Here is a 20,000-nt window from a genome sequence, read left to right as displayed (position 1 = left end):
CTGGACATGGGTAGATCACCTGGTTTCGGGTCTGCGACCTCGTACTATTTCGCCCTCTTCAGACTCGCTTTCGCTGCGGCTCCGCCTTTCGGCTTAACCTTGCACGAAATCGCAACTCGCCGGTTCATTCTACAAAAGGCACGCCATCACCCGTTAACGGGCTCTGACTACTTGTAGGCACACGGTTTCAGGTTCTCTTTCACTCCCCTCCCGGGGTGCTTTTCACCTTTCCCTCACGGTACTGGTTCACTATCGGTCACTAGGGAGTATTTAGCCTTGGGAGATGGTCCTCCCTGCTTCCGACGGGATTTCACGTGTCCCGCCGTACTCAGGATCCACTCGGGAGGGAACGGAGTTTCGACTACAGGGTTGTTACCTTCTCTGACGGGCCTTTCCAGACCTCTTCGTCTACCCCGTTCCTTTGTCACTCCTTAATCGAGTGTCCTACAACCCCAAGAGGCACGCCTCTTGGTTTGGGCTGTTCCCGTTTCGCTCGCCGCTACTCAGGGAATCGCTGTTGCTTTCTCTTCCTCCGGGTACTTAGATGTTTCAGTTCCCCGGGTTGCCCTCCATACCCTATGGATTCAGGTATGGATACTGCCCCATTACGGGCAGTGGGTTCCCCCATTCGGACATCTCCGGATCGACGCTTACTTACAGCTCCCCGAAGCATTTCGGTGTTTGTCCCGTCCTTCATCGGCTCCTAGTGCCAAGGCATCCACCGTGCGCCCTTTCTAACTTAACCGTTTCTTCCTAACATGAGCGATCTATTCGTGAATGTCTTTCCGTTATCCAGTTTTCAAAGAACAATCAAGAAGGATATGATCCTTCAAAACTAAACAAAACGGAAAAGCGTACCCTATTTCAATGTATATATCCTTAGAAAGGAGGTGATCCAGCCGCACCTTCCGATACGGCTACCTTGTTACGACTTCACCCCAATCATTTGTCCCACCTTCGGCGGCTGGCTCCCGTAAGGGTTACCCCACCGACTTCGGGTGTTACAAACTCTCGTGGTGTGACGGGCGGTGTGTACAAGACCCGGGAACGTATTCACCGCGGCATGCTGATCCGCGATTACTAGCGATTCCGGCTTCATGCAGGCGAGTTGCAGCCTGCAATCCGAACTGAGAGTGGTTTTTTGGGATTCGCTCCACCTCGCGGTTTCGCTGCCCTTTGTACCACCCATTGTAGCACGTGTGTAGCCCAGGTCATAAGGGGCATGATGATTTGACGTCATCCCCACCTTCCTCCGACTTTTAGCCGGCAGTCACCTTAGAGTGCCCAACTGAATGCTGGCAACTAAGGTCAAGGGTTGCGCTCGTTGCGGGACTTAACCCAACATCTCACGACACGAGCTGACGACAACCATGCACCACCTGTCACCCTGTCCCCGAAAGGGGAACGCCCTATCTCTAGGGTTGTCAGGGGATGTCAAGACCTGGTAAGGTTCTTCGCGTTGCTTCGAATTAAACCACATGCTCCACCGCTTGTGCGGGTCCCCGTCAATTCCTTTGAGTTTCAGCCTTGCGGCCGTACTCCCCAGGCGGAGTGCTTAATGCGTTTGCTGCAGCACTAAAGGGTGGATACCCTCTAACACTTAGCACTCATCGTTTACGGCGTGGACTACCAGGGTATCTAATCCTGTTCGCTCCCCACGCTTTCGCGCCTCAGCGTCAGTTACAGGCCAGAGAGCCGCCTTCGCCACTGGTGTTCCTCCACATCTCTACGCATTTCACCGCTACACGTGGAATTCCGCTCCCCTCTCCTGCACTCAAGTTCCCCAGTTTCCAATGGCCGCTCGCGGTTGAGCCGCGAGATTTCACATCAGACTTAAGGAACCGCCTGCGCGCGCTTTACGCCCAATAATTCCGGACAACGCTTGCCACCTACGTATTACCGCGGCTGCTGGCACGTAGTTAGCCGTGGCTTCCTCGTCAGGTACCGTCAAGGTACCGCCCTGTTCGAACGGTACTTGTTCTTCCCTGACAACAGAGCTTTACGATCCGAAGACCTTCTTCGCTCACGCGGCGTTGCTCCGTCAGACTTTCGTCCATTGCGGAAGATTCCCTACTGCTGCCTCCCGTAGGAGTCTGGGCCGTGTCTCAGTCCCAGTGTGGCCGGTCACCCTCTCAGGTCGGCTACGCATCGTCGCCTTGGTGAGCCGTTACCTCACCAACTAGCTAATGCGCCGCGGGCCCATCCTGCAGTGACAGCTAAAAGCCGCCTTTCAACCGAAAACCATGCGGTTTTCGGTGTTATCCGGTATTAGCTCCGGTTTCCCGAAGTTATCCCAGTCTGCAGGGCAGGTTGCCCACGTGTTACTCACCCGTCCGCCGCTAACCTAAAGGAGCAAGCTCCCTTCGGTCCGCTCGACTTGCATGTATTAGGCACGCCGCCAGCGTTCGTCCTGAGCCAGGATCAAACTCTCCAAAAAAAGTTTGTCACCAAATGCTCTTTTAGAATCAACAGGCACGCTTTTCGTTTTGTTCAGTTTTCAAGGATCAATCAGGATTTCTATTTTATCAATCAAAAATTCATTTGTCAATGTTTTTTTATTTTGTATCTTAGCGACGAATATTATTTTACCATGATTGTTTATAATGTCAACACTTTTTTTGAAAATAAAAACACCCGCCTGTATACAGGTGTTTTTCAAGGGATAATCACCATTTTAATAATTACTAAAGCAGCTAATCCGGGGAGCCCCAATAAACCAGCAATAGATGATGTAACAATATTAATGGGCACGTGCAGACCGAAACTCGTCCCAAAAGAATTAACAAAAAAAAGTAGCAAGGCCCCGATCACAATTTTTATAAAAATACTCCCTATCCATTTCACCGGTTTCAAAGAAGCACCGGCAAGAAGCAGAAGGAATAAAAGCCCTAAAATGCAAATGATCATAATATAAGGCTCCATTATATAAAACCCACCTTCCTGTTTATTTCGGCTTTACTTTAACAATATGAAAGATTTCATATTGTTTAGAACTAAGAAAACAACAAACAGGAATGTGGCTGCTTCCTTCTACCTACTATTCCATCTTGATATTTCTCTTTTTGGCTTCTTTTAAAAGAAATAAATATTTTGCTTCTGCTAATTTTAAACTGCTAAGCACCTCAGGTGAAGGATCAAAGCTTTTTTCCACTAAACGCTTTTGATACTCCCAATGTTCCTTCAGCTCAATTAAATCTTGAAGAAGCAGCTGATCGAATTCTCTTCTCAACCATTGCTTTCGCCGAATAAACATGTCTGGCAAACTCCTTTTCTCTTCAAATCTCTCGTCTTCCCTCCAGCGCTTTTGAAAGTGTGACTTCGTCCGCGTATTCTAAATCACCGCCAACAGGCAGCCCATGAGCAATTCTTGTGATTTTTATGCCTGTAGGCTTTAAAAGGCGAGAGATATACATTGCTGTCGCTTCTCCCTCAATGTTCGGATTTGTTGCTAAAATTACTTCTTGAATTTCATCATTTTGCAGACGTTTTAGCAAATCAGGGATATTAATATCTTCAGGACCAATCCCGTCCATTGGCGAAATGGCGCCATGCAGAACATGATATAGACCGTTATATTCTTTCATTTTTTCCATTGCAATGACGTCTTTCGGGTCTTGAACCACACATATTATGCTTCTGTCGCGGCGCTCATCTTTGCAAAGATAACATGGATCTTCATCTGTAATATGACCGCAAATCGAGCAATATGATAAATTTCGTTTTGCATTGACAAGCGCTTTCGCGAAATCCAATACTGTTTCTTCCTTCATATTTAAAACAAAAAAGGCCAGACGAACGGCCGTTTTCGGACCAATTCCTGGCAGCTTCATAAAGCTATCAATAAGTTTTGATATCGGTTCTGGATATTGCATCGAATAGATCCTCCTAGAACAACCCAGGCAAATTCATACCTTTAGTAAATCTTCCCATCGTTTCGCTTGTTAACTCATCCACTTTGCGAAGAGCATCGTTTGTTGCTGCCAATACCAAATCTTGAAGCATTTCAATATCTTCAGGATCTACAACATCTTCATTGATTTTCACTTCTAAAATTTCCTTATGTCCGTTTGCAACAACCGTGACCATACCGCCGCCAGCAGTTCCCTCCACTTTTTTTTCAGCAAGCTCCTCCTGAGCCTTTTGCATCTCCTTTTGCATTTTTTGCATTTGCTTCATCATTTTTTGCATGTTTCCCATACCGCCACGCATCATCATATTATCTCCTCCATAAGCATTTATTTACTCTTTTATTTCAATCAGATCCGTGCCAACTAATTTTTTTGCTTCGGCAATAAGCGGATCTTCGTCTTCATGCTCCTGTTGATGTGCATCGTCTGATCGTTGATTGCGCAAATAATCCTCCCTTATTTTACCCCATTCTTTCTCCGGAACGCCAATCATCTCCATTTGACGTCCAATGAGTCCTTGTAAAATCGTTTGGAGGTTTGTTAATACATGATTTTGATTTTCCGCCACCATTTTACAATGGATTTCATATTTAAATTTTAGCACAAAAGCATATTCGCAAGCAGCAACTGGTTCACTTTCATTTAAAAGGGCTGCATGCGACACTTTATTTTGCTGCTTTAGCGTTGTTAACAGATCTCCCCATCGGCTTTTCACTAAATCCAAATCTTTTCGAGTAGCATTTCTCAAAATATCATAAATGCGGTCAACAGGCGTTTTATAACCGCTTTGGATTGTTTTTTGTACTTTTGCTTCTTGTTTAACAGGCGACTGTTCTTGAACTCCATGCTGAACTAATGAAGATATTGTGCGTTCAAGTTCCTGTATTCGATTAAGAAGTTCTTCATAATGAACTGAAGGCGGCTGCACACGCTCAGTTTGACATAATTTCACAATCGCTACTTCTACAAAAATACGGGGATGATTCGTCCATTTCATCTCCTGCTGGCTTTGATTCAAAACTTCAATCGTCTCATAAATTTGCTCAATAGGAATTTGTTCGCACAATGAAACGAACGCATCGTCTATTGCGACTCGTTCCATTACTTCCTCTAAGTTTGGAGCCGATTTATATAATAACATGTCGCGATAGTAATAAATGAGATCTTCAATTAATTTTAAAGGATCTTTCCCTTGATCCAACCATTCGTGGATAGTTTTTAAAGCTTCCGTAACATTGTTCTCAAAAATAAATCGGACCAAATTTGCGAGCATCTTATGAGAAACCGATCCAGTTATAAATAATACATCCTCCAATGTGACTTTATCATCGCTAAAAGAGATGGCTTGGTCCAACAGACTCAGTGCATCTCGCATCCCACCATCAGCCGAGCTCGCAATAACCTTTAACGCTTCCTCTTCAACCTTGATCGATTGATTTTCCACAATTTCCTTCATGCGACGTACGATGGATTGAACAGAAATACGCCGGAAATCAAAGCGTTGACATCTCGAAATAATGGTAAGCGGAATTTTATGAGGTTCAGTTGTAGCCAAAATAAAAATCACATGTTTTGGAGGTTCTTCAAGCGTTTTTAATAAAGCATTAAATGCTCCGATTGAAAGCATATGAACTTCATCAATAATATATACTTTATATTTGACCGCCGCAGGTGCAAATTTGACTTTATCGCGAATATCGCGAATTTCATCTACTCCATTATTAGAAGCTGCATCAATTTCAATAACGTCCGAAATCGATCCTTCCGTGATTCCTTTACATGCAGGACACTCATTACAAGGCTCTGCAATTGGTGCTTGTTGGCAGTTGACCGCTTTCGCAAATATTTTTGCAGCGCTTGTTTTACCTGTTCCTCTAGGACCTGTGAAAAGATAAGCATGCGAAAATTTATTTTGTAAAAGGGCATTTTGCAATGTTTTCGTGACGTGTTCTTGTCCCACGACATCACGAAACTGCTGTGGCCTCCATGCTCGGTATAAAGCCTGATAACTCAAGTAACGCCCTCCCCTTTATACAGTAATCTTTCATTTATTATACCTGATTGTTTAAACGAATGTAAGTTTTCCATAAGAAGGATAAAAAACTTATGAAAAAAATAAAACCGATCTCTGTAAAAACGTCTCCAGTTAAATAGACAGCACATGTAAACAGCCTGAGACCGATATTCATTAGGACTTTAAGCTGTTTCTCTTTTGAAGCCGTTGATAGTTATATTGCATAATGCATCCTTCATCTTTTCGGACGTGCGGAAAAAGTATGGATGAGACTTGAAATGGGACGGCGTATTCTGTATGGTTTTAGCCGCTAAGGATACTTTTGTTTCAAGATCTTCTTGGGGAGTTTTAAAGTCTTCCTAATATTTTCTTCATTTCTTTCTGCTTAAAGTGTTTTCCCCATCATGCATCAATCCATATTTTAAACCAATGTCCTCATTACATTTTTTAAGCTTTACATCATACGCTGTTCATATTTCTCTCATCAAAAAAATCCCCTTATAGTTGACAGACTTTTCTTTTTCTGCCTACTATAAGGGGATCTTATTGTTTGATATAATAACTGCCGTGCACCTTCTGTCGATTAGCAACCCTAGGCGTTACTCAAGCAGTTAGCTCAGTTCAGGCAACCCTGCGGCACATGAGAGCTTCCACTTAATGCTGCTTCCTTCCGGACCTGACATGGTTCATGGATTCTCATTGCACAGGACCCAAACGTCAACACCACTTACTTGAGGCAGACCCTAAAATATACTAACCTCGAGAAGGAATTCGGCCTCGCTAGAGCGGATTGCGAGTACAGGGCACCGCTACCTCCCCGCTTAGCACGGCAAAGTTTAAACCGATTTTCACTTTGCGCCGTTTAAGGACGCAAATTTAGTATATATGTTTTTTCGAGAAAATGCAACGCTTCCCAATATGTTAAAAAATTCAATTGTTTTTATTTTTCATTTTCAACCGTTTTTTCTCTTCCCGCAACTTTTGAAAAAAACAGGTTAACATTTCACTGCATTGCTCCTGCTTCACGCCTGAAATTACTTCTGTTTGATGATTGAAACGAGGTTCATTTAATAAATTCATTAACGTTCCTGCACAACCAGCCTTCGGATCGAAAGCGCCGAAAACTACACGTTCAATTCTTGACATTACAATCGCTCCTGCACACATTGGACATGGCTCAAGCGTCACATATAGCGTCGAGTTCTCGAGTCTCCACGTTCGAAGCTTCCTGCACGCCTCATCAATTGCCAATATTTCCGCATGAGCGATTGACCTCTGCTCGGTTTCCCTCAAATTATGAGCTTTTGCAACCACTACATCATCTACAACAAGCACAGCACCAATCGGAACCTCGCCAATCTTTTCCGCCTTCTTCGCCTCTTCAATTGCTAAAGTCATATAATATTCGTCTTTAGTCATTTTTTGCTCCTCATCCTATCGATATAATTTCATCTTAAAAAAAGTGCGGGTTCCTTTCAACCTTTTCCAAAAGCATGTTTTCTGCGATGAAAACATAAAATTTACAAACAGTTTTTACAGGAGGTCATGATTTTGCTAATTCATGTTGTTCAATCTGGGCAAACGCTTTATTCCATTGCACAAACATATGGAACATCTATAACAGCCATCGTTGAAGCAAATGAAATTCCTAATCCTGATCAGCTTGTTGTAGGTCAAGCAATTGTTATTCCAATCATCGGACAATTTTACACCGTTCAACGGGGAGACAGCCTTTGGAGCATTTCAAGAAAATTTGGTACGTCTGTATTTGAGCTTGCAGCAGTAAATGGACTGAATATAAATCAATTATTGCCTATTGGCCTTCGATTATATATCCCAGAACGGCCTAAACGGCAAGCAGAATTTAATGTATATTTAGAACCGCTTGGTGCTCAAGTCAGCCAAAATCTCGAAGACAGCGCAAGAGAGACTGCCCCTTATTTAACCTACCTTACCCATTTTAGCTTTCAAGCACAACGTGACGGTTCTTTAAAAGAGCCACCGATTGGGAACTTGCAAACTATTGCTAATGAACAAAATTTAGTGTTTTCAATGGCTGTCACAAATTTGGAGAACAATCAATTTAGTGCAGAGTTAGGGCATATATTGCTGACAGACGATGATGTACAAACTAAATTTTTAAATAATATTATTGCCACAGCAAAAAAATATCAGTTTCGAGATATTCACTTTGATTTTGAATATTTGTTTCCTGCCGACCGGGAAGCCTATAATCAATTTTTGCGAAGGGCGAGAGACAGGATTCACAGTGAAGGGTGGTTCATTTCCTCTGCATTAGCCCCTAAAACAAGCGCAGAGCAAAAAGGACAATGGTACGAGGCCCACGACTATAAAGCACATGGAGAAATTGTGGATTGGGTCGTCATTATGACATATGAATGGGGGTACAGCGGCGGACCGCCAATGGCTGTTTCTCCTATCGGCCCAGTCCGTGATGTACTCGAATATGCCGTTACGGAGATTCCTCCACAGAAAATTATGATGGGACAAAATTTATACGGTTATGACTGGACTCTTCCCTTTGTGCAAGGCGGGCCTTACGCAAAAGCGATAAGTCCGCAGCAGGCGATTCAGCTTGCATCAAAATACAATGCAGAAATCAAATTTGATGAAGAAGCCCAAGCCCCTACTTTTCGATATACGGATGAAAACCAAAAGGTTCATGAAGTTTGGTTTGAAGATGCCCGTTCCATACAAGCCAAATTCGATCTTGTAAAAGAGCTGCATTTGCGAGGTGTCAGCTATTGGAAACTAGGAATTTCGTTTCCGCAAAATTGGCTGTTGATTATCGATAATTTTCAAGTTGTAAAAAAATAAATACTTCTTTATAAACAACTATTGATCAAATGATCTTAAATATGAGGAATTTCTGTTTTGTTTTTCAAAAAAATAAAAGAGGTGCCTAATAAGTTGCTTTTCAGCTTATAGACGCCCCTTTAACGTTTATATCGATGATTTTTGTTTTCCATGAGGATTAGCCATTTTGTTTTAAAAAATAAAAAATTCGTTACAGCCCGTAACGAATTTAGCCAATCTCCAATTTATGCGCACTCGGTAAATAATGGCGGAGGAGGAGGGATTCGAACCCCCGCGCGGTTTGACCCGCCTCTCGGTTTTCAAGACCGACCCCTTCAGCCAGACTTGGGTACTCCTCCATATGACATGGACTAATATAGCACAGTATAAAATGTATGTCAATAAACTCATAAAAGTTATCAAATAATTTTTTTCCTTAAACGCTTCTTTACAAAGAAGCTTATTTTTTTAAATAGAAAAAATTAAAAAATTCGAAAAAAAATCGATTGTATTTCATTCATCATGTTATAAACTTGTATTGCAAGTTAATTTAAAGCGCTCACAAATGGACACTAGTTTTTTCGGGACATGAACAAAGGCATCTTTTCCCCGCAATCGGCTGCTATCTTTGCATTGATTTGCCGCGCTTTTAAAACAGCATGTATAAAAACAACTGAAGCCTAGTGCAAAACGTAAATCCCTTAAAAAATCAGAGTGAGAAGCTTGCGGATGACTAGAGGAGGACGGAGAAAAATATGTATGATTATGTAATTGTCGGCGGAGGAATAGTCGGCTTATCCACTGCATTGGCAATATATGAACTACACCCAAACGCAAAAGTGGCAATAATCGAAAAAGAAAATAAAGTTGCCTCCCATCAAACGGGTCATAACAGCGGGGTGATCCATTCCGGTATATATTACAAGCCCGGGAGCTATAAGGCGCAGCTTGCGAAAAAAGGTAATCAGGCAATGATCATGTTTTGCCAAAAATACGATATCCCTTATGAAGTCTGCGGCAAAGTAATCGTTGCCAGCGATGAACATGAGCGGGAGGAGCTTGAGAAGCTGTTCCAACGCGGATTAAAAAACGGCCTCAATATCCGGAAAATTTCAAAGGAGGAGCTTCATGAATTTGAACCTTATGTGAATGGAATAGAAGCCATTCATGTTCCATCAACAGGTATTGTAAATTTCCGTCTTGTTAGTGAACGGATGGCAGATTTAATCCTCGAAAAGGGCGGGGAGATCTTTTTAAACGAAAAAGTAGAAGTGATTCATGAAAAAAAACAAGAAGTTATCGTTGAAACAGCAAACAAAACCTTTCAAAGCCGATTTTTTATAAATTGTGCAGGACTTAACAGCGATCGTATTGCTAAAATAGCAAATCTGTATACGGATGTGAAAATTGTTCCATTCCGTGGAGAATATTATATGTTAAATCCGCAAAAATCATATTTAGTTAAAAACTTAATCTATCCTGTACCAAATCCTAATTTTCCATTTTTAGGCGTTCACTTTACTAGAATGATTGACGGATCTATAGATATAGGTCCAAATGCTGTTTTAAGCTTGAAAAGAGAAGGGTATAAAAAAAGCGACGCAAATATGAAAGATTTATTTGAAGTATTAACGTTCCCCGGTTTTTGGAAATTAGCAGGTCAATATATGAAAGAAGGACTCGAAGAAATGATTCGATCGATGTCAAAGAAAAAGTTTGTCGAAAATGTTCAAAAACTCATGCCCGATATTACAGAAGAAGATTTGCTGCCTGGACCATCTGGTGTCCGAGCTCAAGCTTTAAGTAAAGACGGGGCTTTAATCGATGATTTTTATATTGTACCAACGAAACGGTCCATTCATGTGCTGAACGCTCCATCTCCTGCAGCGACAGCATCCATTGAAATAGGAAGAACAATTGCCAAACAAATGATACAACGGCAGCCTATATAAAATACATTTGTACATAAAAGGGGGATATGGAAGAACCCCTCCTACCCCCTTTCATTTTTTCTATTCAGTAAGAATTACTTTTTACTAATTACTGTTTTATTTCCCATATATGGACGCAGCACTTCCGGAATGACGACAGATCCGTCTTCTTGCTGGTAATTTTCCAAAATGGCTGCTACTGTACGACCTATTGCAAGCCCAGAACCATTTAACGTATGCACATGCTCAGGCTTTGCTTTCGGATCCCGTCGGAACCGTATATTCGCCCGGCGAGCCTGAAACGCTTCAAAGTTGCTGCAAGAAGAAATTTCACGATATGTTTGATAGCTTGGAAGCCATACTTCAAGATCATATTTTTTTGCTGCCGTAAAGCCTAAATCAGCTGTACACATGCTCATAACTCGATATGGAAGTCCTAACAGCTTCAATACGTTTTCAGCATGACTTGTTAATTTTTCTAATTCCTCATAAGAATCTTCAGGCTTTACAATTTTCACAAGCTCCACTTTGTTAAATTGATGCTGGCGAATAAGGCCGCGCGTATCTCTTCCGGCCGCCCCTGCCTCAGAACGGAAGCAAGCGCTGTACGCTACATAATTGATTGGAAGCTGCTTCTCCTGTAAAATTTCATCACGGTGCAAATTTGTGACAGGAACTTCCGCTGTTGGTATTAAGAAATAATCCTCACCTTGAATTTTAAAAGCGTCTTCCTCAAACTTCGGAAGCTGTCCTGTTCCGATCATGCTTGTACGGTTCACTATATACGGAGGCAAAACTTCCTCATAGCCATGTTCTTCAACGTGCAAATCTATCATAAAACTGATAAGCGCCCTTTCTAATCTTGCGCCCAAACCTTTATAAAATACAAAGCGGCTGCCGGTCACCTTGCCGGCTCTTTCAAAATCGAGAATTCCTAATTGGTCGGCAATTTCCCAATGAGGTTTTGGTTCAAAACGAAAGGTCGGGATTTCTCCCCATTTGCGGACTTCTACATTATCTTCCTCTGAATCGCCGACTGGAACGCTCTCATGCGGAATGTTTGGAATCGACAAAATCAAGGTTTCTAACTTTTCTTCAATCTCTTTTAATTCCTCATCAAGTGTTTTGATGCGTTCTCCTACTTGACGCATTTCTTGAATTAAATGATCTGTGTCTTTCTTTTCTCTTTTCAATTCGGCGATTTTAGAAGATACTTCATTTCTTTTGCTTTTTAATTCTTCCGTCGTAACAATTAGTTCACGACGCTTTTTATCCAAGTCAACAAATTGATCAAAATCAGTTAAATCCTCTCCACGGTGTTCAAGCTTCTTTTTTATTTCTTCAAAATTTGACCGTAAAAATTTCATATCAAGCATCATGGACACTCCTTTCGCTTTTATATTCAAAATAAAAACTCCCGTCCAAAAAGGGACGAGAGTATACCCGCGTTGCCACCCTGCTTGAAGGCATCAGCCTTCCACTTACAAAGGTAACGGTTTTTGCCGTAAATGCTTACTAACAAAAACTTGCATTCAGCATTTCACTCAAGGACGGATTCACAAGCGTTTTTCACTGGTTTCCACCAACCACCAGCTCTCTTAAGAAAAACAACTTGCTACTAGTTCCTCTCATTGCTTTAGATCTATTTATATTCATAAATTTACTATAAGTTTAGGGTTTGTTCAACTTTTTTATGCATGAACTTTCTCGTTTGATTCCTTCACCATATTTAAAAAATATTGCACAAATCGATGATCATCCGTCAATTCCGGATGGAATGAACATCCAAGAATGTGGCCTTGTCGAACAGCAACAATTCGATCCTCATGTTTTGCTAAAATTTCAACATTTTCTCCTGCTTCTACAATATGCGGAGCGCGAATAAACACACCTATAAAATCGTCCCCAACTCCTGCAATGGTTAATTCCGCTTCAAAACTTTCACGCTGACGGCCGAAAGAATTCCGTTCAACGACCACATCCAATACACCAAGGTGCGGTTCATCTTGTCCCACAATTTGCTTCGCCAGCAAAATAAGACCAGCACATGTACCGAAAACAGGTTTTCCTCCCTTTATAAATTCTTTCAAAGGGTCCATCAACCCATACTTTTCAATCAATCTTCTCATTGTCGTGCTTTCGCCGCCTGGTAAAATAAGTCCATCGATATTTTGCAATTGTTCGGATTTTTTAATTTTTACGCCTTCTGCACCACAAGCTTCGATTGACTGAATATGCTCCCTCACAGCACCTTGGAGTGCCAAAACTCCTACTTTCATTTTGTATTCTCCTTTACCAACCACGTTCTTGCATACGATGTTCCGGAAGCAATGAAGAAATATCGATCCCTTTCATCGCAGTTCCAAGATCTTTCGATAAATGAGCGATTAATTCATAATCCTCATAGTGTGTGGTCGCTTCCACAATTGCCCGGGCATACTTTCCTGGATTTTCAGATTTAAAAATACCTGAGCCGACAAACACACCATCTGCACCAAGCTGCATCATCAACGCTGCGTCAGCAGGTGTTGCAACGCCGCCAGCAGCAAAATTCACGACAGGGAGTCGTCCTTCCTTTTTAATTTGTAGCAGCACTTCATACGGGGCTCCTAAATTTTTTGCTTCCGTCATTAGCTCATCTTCGCTCATGCCGACAATTTTCCGAACCTGTGCATTCACTTTCCGCATGTGACGAACTGCTTCTACAATGTTGCCAGTTCCCGGTTCGCCCTTCGTTCTGAGCATGGAAGCACCTTCTCCAATTCGGCGAGCTGCTTCTCCTAAATCACGGCAGCCACAAACAAATGGAACCGTAAATTCCCGCTTATTTATATGAAACTCTTCATCAGCCGGTGTCAACACTTCACTTTCATCAATATAATCAACACCGAGCGCTTCTAATACTCGAGCTTCTACAATATGTCCAATACGGCATTTTGCCATTACTGGAATCGTAACCGCGTTCATGACCTCTTCAATAATCGTCGGATCAGCCATGCGGGCAACCCCGCCTGCCGCACGAATGTCAGCAGGAACTCTTTCCAGCGCCATGACGGCAACCGCACCTGCTTCTTCAGCAATTTTGGCCTGTTCTGCATTGACCACATCCATGATGACGCCGCCTTTTTGCATTTCGGCCATTCCCCTTTTTACTCGATCAGTACCTGTAATTGCCATTTCTATAGTTCCTCCTTAATGATACATTCAAATGCATACGTCTATTTTATCCTAATTTTTATAAAATTCCTATCAAATTTCAAGGATTTCTTTTATTTTAAATATAGTAAAAACCCCCAACAAAATGTTAGGAGTTATGCATTAAAACCAGCTTTTTACCATGTTTGCTGCTCCGTTCCATACATCACCAAAAAAACTACCAATGCCTCTCATTGATAATACAAACCAGTTAGCTTTTTCGACTTTTGTTTTTGTCACTACATCAACTTTCGCTTCGGATTCACCTGTTACAAATCCGTAATCCTGGCTGTTCCCTTTATATTCTACGGACATATACCCGACCTTGGCGCCCTTTTTAATTGGTGCAGTCAGCTCTCCGTTCGCAGTTAAAAGCTTTTTATCTAAAACATATTTCGGCTCATACTGGTCTTTTTCCCCACGTTTAATAGGGAGCTTTAAAGAATCTTTTGTTTCTATTTCTACTTTTTTCTCTTTTCCTTTTACAACAGATACAGTTGATTTATTTTTTATTTGATATTGCGCAGGAAATAATTCCTCAATGGAAAAATTGCTGAAAACATAGTCCATTAGTTTTCTAGTTTCACTAAAACGATGTACGTAATTGTTGCTCCCTTTACCTTTCGCATTCATAACAACTGTGATGATTCGCATTCCGTTCCGTTCGGCTGTTCCCGTAAAGCAGGAGCCCGCAAAATCGGTATATCCTGTTTTTAACCCGTCTACACCTTCTGTACCATAAACTAATCCAGGCAGCATCCAGTTCCAGTTTTCCATTTTAATCTCATCATCCGTACCTTCTCGAAAAGCTTTTCTCGTAATTTTGGCCGTTTCTAAAATCTCAGGATACTCCTTTAAAAGATGGTACGCAAGGCTGGCAACGTCTCTCGCAGACATTACATTTTCTTCTTCCTCACCTGTTCCTTCCGGATGCATCCCCATTAAGTCTCTATTGTTTAAACCTGTCGCATTTACAAACTTCGTATGCTTCAAGCCTAGTTCTTTCGCTTTTTCATTCATCATTTTCACAAAATTTGTTTCCGATCCACCGATCACTTCTGCCACTGCAATCGCCGCACCATTTGCAGAATAAATGGCCATTGCTTCATATAACTCTTTTATTGTATAACTTCCATCTTTTCTTAAAGGGACATTGGATAAACTGCGATTTTGGGAAATTTTGTAAACATAATCACTTGGACGATATGTTTGATCCCAAGAAACTTTCTTTTCATGGATCGCTTCCAGCAGCAAGTATTCAGTCATCATTTTTGTCATACTTGCAACTCCAAGAGTTTTATCAATATTTTTTCCGTACACAATTTTCCCTGTAGAGGCTTCAACGGCAATGGCTGCAGAGGCATTGATGCCCAATGGGTCATTTTCTTCAGCATTTATTTTGGGAGACAAAGGGGAAAATGCCGTCATCAATAAAAACGTGATGACGAGAGCCGAGATGAATTTTTTCGTGAAGTGCACCATGATTACCTCCATTTATTTGAAAATATCTATTTTAAAAAATAATTAATAGTTAACACAACAAAATTGATTTTAACATACATCTTATAAAAAAAATAGACAGAGTCTCTACTCTGTCTAAAAGTCGTAATTTTTTAAATAAGACTATTGAACTGTCAGTTGTTAAGAAATGGAATAATTAGGAGCCTCTTTTGTAATTTGAACATCATGCGGATGGCTTTCTCTTAATCCTGCACCAGTCATCCGGATAAATTGTGAATGCTCACGGAGCTCATATAAATTTTTTGCTCCGCAATATCCCATACCTGATCTCACACCGCCGACAAGTTGGTAAATTGTCTCTGCCAACGGTCCTTTATATGGGATGCGGCCTTCAATTCCTTCTGGAACAAATTTTTTGTTGTCTTCTTGGAAATAACGGTCTTTGCTACCTTTTTCCATCGCTGCAACTGAACCCATGCCGCGATATACTTTAAATCGACGCCCTTGGTAAATTTCTGTTTCTCCCGGGCTTTCAGATGTACCTGCAAGCAAACTTCCTAACATGACGGCATGTCCACCTGCAGCCAATGCTTTTACAATATCTCCTGAATATTTTATTCCGCCATCAGCAATGATAGCTACTCCGTGCTTTCTTGCTTCTGTCGCACAATCATATATGGCTGTAATTTGCGGCACCCCAACACCTGCTACCACACGAGTAGTACAAATGGAACCAGGGCCAATTCCAACCTTCACAATGTCTGCTCCAGCTTCTATGAGAGCTCTCGTTCCTTCAGCTGTTGCAACATTTCCTGCAATAATATTTAAATCTGGATAAGCATCACGAATTTTCCTTACTGTTTCTAAAACTCCTTTTGAATGTCCATGCGCCGTATCCACGACAATAACATCCACATTTGCTTCCACTAGTTTTTTAACGCGCAGCATCGTATCAGATGTTACACCTACTGCAGCGCCGACGATCAATCTTCCATGGGCATCTTTAGCTGAATTTGGAAACTCAATTACTTTTTCAATATCTTTAATCGTAATAAGGCCTTTTAATATGCCTTTATCATCTACAATCGGGAGCTTTTCAATTTTATATTTTTGCAAAACTTTTTCAGCTTCTTCCAATGTTGTGCCTACAGGAGCTGTAACTAGATTTTCTTTCGTCATCACTTCAGAAATTTTTGTAGAATAATCTTGTATAAAACGTAAATCTCTGTTTGTAATAATACCTACAAGCTTTTGTTCCTCTGCATTGTTCACAATCGGAACACCAGAAATCCGATATTTGCTCATTAAATGTTCCGCATCATATACTTGATGGTCCGGAGTAAGGAAAAACGGATCTGTAATAACACCGCGCTCAGAACGTTTTACTTTATCTACTTGCTCAGCTTGCTGTTCAATCGACATATTTTTATGGATAATGCCCAATCCTCCTTGGCGCGCCATAGCAATCGCCATTTCTGATTCGGTAACAGTATCCATTCCTGCGCTGATAATTGGAATATTCAATTTTAACGTCTTCGTGAGCTCAACACTTAAGTCCACATCACGCGGCAAAACCTCTGACTTGGCAGGAATTAACAAAACATCATCGAACGTTAAGCCTTCCTTTAAAAATTTTGATTCCCACATTATTAAAACCCCCTAATCACGGCAAAATATTATATGTAGATTAACAATTGCTAAAGATGCTGTCAAGAAATCCACAAAGAATTTAAATTTTTAGAATAGTTGTTATGGAGGGGTCTCATTGTCGATTTGGAATTTTTATTCATCATTTCACTCTGCTCAAACAGTCCAACGGCTGCTTACCAAACATTATCAAAAACTTAACGTGCATGAGCCTGAACAAACATCTTATCAAAACTGCTATACATTTATTTATTTTTTAAAACATGGAGAAAATTATTACAAAATGGCTGATACAGCCCCGATCATGATCAAACCGGTTTTAGCTTTTTACGGCATCAGCCAGCTGATAAAGGCACTGCTTCTGACAGTCGATGCTCATTATCCTTCCTCTTCAGCTGTTTTATCCCATGGGGTATCAACAAGGAAACGAAAAAAACATAATTATAACTTTTTAAAAGATGAAGTTAAGGTGCAAAAAAATGGTTTATATCGCCATGCTGCCCTCAATCTTTTTCAATTAAATCACACGCCTGGAGAAAAATTTTCCATGGATTCCCTTTTGAAAAGAATCCCCGAATTAAGCGATCTATATCAGTTTCATTTACAAATCCCAACGACCATCCCAATTGAGACAAATGACACATTCATCATTGTACATAAAGAAATAGCAAATCGTTACTGTATTACCTCTAAGCGTCTTGCTGAGATTTTACAAAGCCAGCTTCATTGGATGCTTTCAAACGAAGATGTAGATTCACTTTATTTTTCCCATTCAGCCGAATTTCACTATTTATGGAAATCCTCCTATTTATTCAACTTTTATAATAAACAATATTATCTGCCGGCTGCGAAAGAAGATATAAAATTAATGCCGGAAATATTAATCCACTACCTTGTGCTTTATAACTTAAGCATGATTTCCCGATATGAAACCGAATGGCTGTATGATCTTATGTATAACCATCATAGTGATGATTACGTTTTTATTCATCAATTTATGGAAATCACATTAAAAAAAATTCCTTGGTTAACCTTAATGTATTTAAACCATATTTTCAATGGATAAAAGCAGCCAACGGTAGTTGTGCTGCTTCTTTAACAAAAATATGATTATATACAAAAAAAGCAGCTGTTTTGCTGCTTTTTGTTTTTGCCTGGCAGCGTCCTACTCTCGCAAGGGACAAACCCTCACTACCATCGGCGCTGAAGAGCTTAACTTCCGTGTTCGGGATGGGAACGGGTGTGACCTCTTCGCCATTGCCACCAAGCAATTTTTTTCTATTCATTGTTCCATTCAGTTCGATGGACAACTACTATTATAACTTTTTGATCGCAGTTGTCAACACTTTTTTGAATATCATTCTTTCAAAACTAGATAACGGTTCCTTCACGAATAGATGCTCTTTCTTGGTTAAGTCCTCGATCGATTAGTATCCGTCAGCTCCACGTGTCACCACGCTTCCACCTCGGACCTATCTACCTCGTCATCTTCAAGGGATCTTACTCGCTTTTAGCGATGGGAAATCTCATCTTGAGGGGGGCTTCACGCTTAGATGCTTTCAGCGCTTATCCCTTCCGCACATAGCTACCCAGCGGTGCCCCTGGCGGGACAACTGGTACACCAGCGGTGCGTCCATCCCGGTCCTCTCGTACTAAGGACAGCTCCTCTCAAATTTCCTGCGCCCGCGACGGATAGGGACCGAACTGTCTCACGACGTTCTGAACCCAGCTCGCGTACCGCTTTAATGGGCGAACAGCCCAACCCTTGGGACCGACTACAGCCCCAGGATGCGATGAGCCGACATCGAGGTGCCAAACCTCCCCGTCGATGTGGACTCTTGGGGGAGATCAGCCTGTTATCCCCGGGGTAGCTTTTATCCGTTGAGCGATGGCCCTTCCATGCGGAACCACCGGATCACTAAGCCCGACTTTCGTCCCTGCTCGACTTGTAGGTCTCGCAGTCAAGCTCCCTTCTGCCTTTGCACTCTCCGAATGATTTCCAACCATTCTGAGGGAACCTTTGGGCGCCTCCGTTACCTTTTAGGAGGCGACCGCCCCAGTCAAACTGCCCACCTGACACTGTCTCCCGCCCCGATCAGGGGCGCGGGTTAGAATGTCAGTACAGCCAGGGTAGTATCCCACCGTCGCCTCAGCGCAAGCTGGCGCTCACGCGTCTCTGGCTCCTACCTATCCTGTACAAGCTGTACCCACATTCAATATCAGGCTGCAGTAAAGCTCCACGGGGTCTTTCCGTCCTGTCGCGGGTAACCTGCATCTTCACAGGTACTATAATTTCACCGAGTCTCTCGTTGAGACAGTGCCCAGATCGTTACGCCTTTCGTGCGGGTCGGAACTTACCCGACAAGGAATTTCGCTACCTTAGGACCGTTATAGTTACGGCCGCCGTTTACTGGGGCTTCGGTTCGCACCTTCGCTTTTCGCTAAGCGCTCCCCTTAACCTTCCAGCACCGGGCAGGCGTCAGCCCCTATACTTCACCTTACGGTTTCGCAGAGACCTGTGTTTTTGCTAAACAGTCGCCTGGGCCTTTTCACTGCGGCTCATCATGGCTTATCACCTTGATGAGCACCCCTTCTCCCGAAGTTACGGGGTCATTTTGCCGAGTTCCTTAACGAGAGTTCTCTCGCTCACCTTAGGATTCTCTCCTCGCCTACCTGTGTCGGTTTGCGGTACGGGCACCTCTCACCTCGCTAGAGGCTTTTCTTGGCAGTGTGGAATCGGGAACTTCGGTACTTCCTTTCCCTCGCCATCACAGCTCAGCCTTCCGGCAAGCGGATTTGCCTGCTTGCCAGCCTAACTGCTTGGACGCGCACATCCAGCCGCGCGCTTGCCCTATCCTCCTGCGTCCCCCCATTGCTCAAACGGTGAGGAGGTGGTACAGGAATATCAACCTGTTGTCCATCACCTACGCCTTTCGGCCTCGGCTTAGGTCCCGACTAACCCTGAGCGGACGAGCCTTCCTCAGGAAACCTTAGGCTTTCGGCGGAGGGGATTCTCACCCCTCTTTC

14 protein-coding genes, 1 tRNA gene, 4 rRNA genes, 1 other RNA gene and 1 other annotated feature (2 of these 21 cut by a window edge) are annotated in these 20,000 nt (G+C 42.3%); of the genes, 3 read left to right on the top strand and 17 right to left on the bottom strand.

What is annotated here, in order from left to right; translation table 11 throughout:
* The 9 genes from RI196_RS00150 to tadA all read right to left on the bottom strand — a co-directional run.
* Nucleotides 1-745 (bottom strand): 23S ribosomal RNA (locus RI196_RS00150); it reaches 2,187 nt to the left of the window's first position.
* 138 nt (nucleotides 746-883) lie between these two features.
* Nucleotides 884-2,437: ribosomal RNA gene (locus tag RI196_RS00145) — 16S ribosomal RNA — on the bottom strand.
* Together the 16S and 23S rRNA genes form the textbook arrangement of a ribosomal RNA operon.
* Before the next feature lie 218 nt (nucleotides 2,438-2,655).
* Nucleotides 2,656-2,922 (bottom strand): pro-sigmaK processing inhibitor BofA family protein, encoded by a 267-nt coding sequence (locus tag RI196_RS00140; protein WP_063388674.1) that lies wholly within the window; start codon nucleotides 2,920-2,922, stop codon nucleotides 2,656-2,658.
* A 115-nt stretch (nucleotides 2,923-3,037) separates the two neighbouring features.
* Complete coding sequence (locus RI196_RS00135; protein ID WP_063388673.1) at nucleotides 3,038-3,253, bottom strand: YaaL family protein; 216 nt, start codon at nucleotides 3,251-3,253, stop codon at nucleotides 3,038-3,040.
* 22 nt (nucleotides 3,254-3,275) lie between these two features.
* Nucleotides 3,276-3,872 carry a recombination mediator RecR gene (recR, locus tag RI196_RS00130; RefSeq protein ID WP_063388672.1) on the bottom strand — a complete coding sequence of 199 codons (597 nt, stop codon included), beginning with the start codon at nucleotides 3,870-3,872 and terminating at the stop codon, nucleotides 3,276-3,278.
* A 13-nt stretch (nucleotides 3,873-3,885) separates the two neighbouring features.
* A complete protein-coding gene (locus RI196_RS00125; RefSeq protein WP_375338795.1) occupies nucleotides 3,886-4,209 on the bottom strand; it encodes a YbaB/EbfC family nucleoid-associated protein in 324 nt (107 codons plus the stop codon).
* Between the two features lie 30 nt (nucleotides 4,210-4,239).
* Entirely contained in the window at nucleotides 4,240-5,922 is a 1,683-nt protein-coding gene (gene dnaX, locus RI196_RS00120) for a DNA polymerase III subunit gamma/tau (RefSeq protein WP_063388671.1), read from the bottom strand.
* Nucleotides 5,923-6,487: 565 nt separating this feature from the next.
* Nucleotides 6,488-6,752: signal recognition particle sRNA large type (gene ffs, locus RI196_RS00115), an RNA gene on the bottom strand.
* Between the two features lie 100 nt (nucleotides 6,753-6,852).
* Nucleotides 6,853-7,341, bottom strand: a complete 489-nt coding sequence (tadA, locus tag RI196_RS00110) for a tRNA adenosine(34) deaminase TadA (RefSeq protein ID WP_063388670.1) — start codon at nucleotides 7,339-7,341, stop codon at nucleotides 6,853-6,855.
* Nucleotides 7,342-7,473: 132 nt separating this feature from the next.
* Here tadA and RI196_RS00105 point away from each other — a divergent pair, with 132 nt between their 5' ends.
* Nucleotides 7,474-8,760, top strand: coding sequence for a glycoside hydrolase family 18 protein (locus tag RI196_RS00105; protein WP_130158354.1), 1,287 nt, complete (start codon nucleotides 7,474-7,476; stop codon nucleotides 8,758-8,760).
* 245 nt (nucleotides 8,761-9,005) lie between these two features.
* Here RI196_RS00105 and RI196_RS00100 read toward each other — a convergent pair.
* Nucleotides 9,006-9,098: transfer RNA gene (locus RI196_RS00100), tRNA-Ser, on the bottom strand.
* A 396-nt stretch (nucleotides 9,099-9,494) separates the two neighbouring features.
* Here RI196_RS00100 and lhgD point away from each other — a divergent pair.
* Nucleotides 9,495-10,691: an L-2-hydroxyglutarate dehydrogenase gene (gene lhgD, locus RI196_RS00095; RefSeq protein ID WP_311066711.1), complete on the top strand. Its 1,197-nt coding sequence runs from the start codon at nucleotides 9,495-9,497 to the stop codon at nucleotides 10,689-10,691.
* Nucleotides 10,692-10,765: 74 nt separating this feature from the next.
* On the opposite strand, the gene serS is transcribed toward lhgD, so the two are convergent.
* The 5 genes from serS to guaB all read right to left on the bottom strand — a co-directional run bounded on the left by serS (nucleotide 10,766) and on the right by guaB (nucleotide 16,973).
* Nucleotides 10,766-12,046 carry a serine--tRNA ligase gene (gene serS / locus RI196_RS00090; RefSeq protein WP_063388675.1) on the bottom strand — a complete coding sequence of 427 codons (1,281 nt, stop codon included), beginning with the start codon at nucleotides 12,044-12,046 and terminating at the stop codon, nucleotides 10,766-10,768.
* Between the two features lie 48 nt (nucleotides 12,047-12,094).
* Nucleotides 12,095-12,311: a binding site (T-box leader), on the bottom strand.
* Nucleotides 12,312-12,361: 50 nt separating this feature from the next.
* Complete coding sequence (gene pdxT / locus RI196_RS00085; protein WP_066251693.1) at nucleotides 12,362-12,949, bottom strand: pyridoxal 5'-phosphate synthase glutaminase subunit PdxT; 588 nt, start codon at nucleotides 12,947-12,949, stop codon at nucleotides 12,362-12,364.
* Between the two features lie 13 nt (nucleotides 12,950-12,962).
* Nucleotides 12,963-13,847 carry a pyridoxal 5'-phosphate synthase lyase subunit PdxS gene (gene pdxS / locus RI196_RS00080; RefSeq protein ID WP_063388667.1) on the bottom strand — a complete coding sequence of 295 codons (885 nt, stop codon included), beginning with the start codon at nucleotides 13,845-13,847 and terminating at the stop codon, nucleotides 12,963-12,965.
* A gap of 141 nt (nucleotides 13,848-13,988) precedes the next feature.
* On the bottom strand, nucleotides 13,989-15,347 hold the full coding sequence (locus RI196_RS00075; RefSeq protein WP_117017543.1) for a serine hydrolase: 1,359 nt from the start codon (nucleotides 15,345-15,347) through the stop codon (nucleotides 13,989-13,991).
* 159 nt (nucleotides 15,348-15,506) lie between these two features.
* Nucleotides 15,507-16,973 (bottom strand): IMP dehydrogenase, encoded by a 1,467-nt coding sequence (guaB, locus tag RI196_RS00070; protein ID WP_063388665.1) that lies wholly within the window; start codon nucleotides 16,971-16,973, stop codon nucleotides 15,507-15,509.
* A 118-nt stretch (nucleotides 16,974-17,091) separates the two neighbouring features.
* On the opposite strand from guaB, the gene RI196_RS00065 reads away from it, so the two are divergent.
* Entirely contained in the window at nucleotides 17,092-18,039 is a 948-nt protein-coding gene (locus RI196_RS00065) for a YaaC family protein (protein ID WP_063388664.1), read from the top strand.
* 86 nt (nucleotides 18,040-18,125) lie between these two features.
* Here RI196_RS00065 and rrf read toward each other — a convergent pair.
* Together rrf and RI196_RS00055 are read right to left on the bottom strand one after the other, a co-directional pair.
* Nucleotides 18,126-18,241: ribosomal RNA gene (gene rrf, locus RI196_RS00060) — 5S ribosomal RNA — on the bottom strand.
* Nucleotides 18,242-18,380: 139 nt separating this feature from the next.
* A 23S ribosomal RNA gene (locus tag RI196_RS00055) occupies nucleotides 18,381-20,000 on the bottom strand (it continues 1,312 nt past the right edge of the window).

It is taken from the genome of Aeribacillus composti, from assembly GCF_031760945.1.
GTDB lineage: Bacteria > Bacillota > Bacilli > Bacillales > Aeribacillaceae > Aeribacillus > Aeribacillus composti.
Note: the sequence above shows the minus strand (reverse complement) of the source record. Positions and strands in the feature narration are given on the sequence as shown.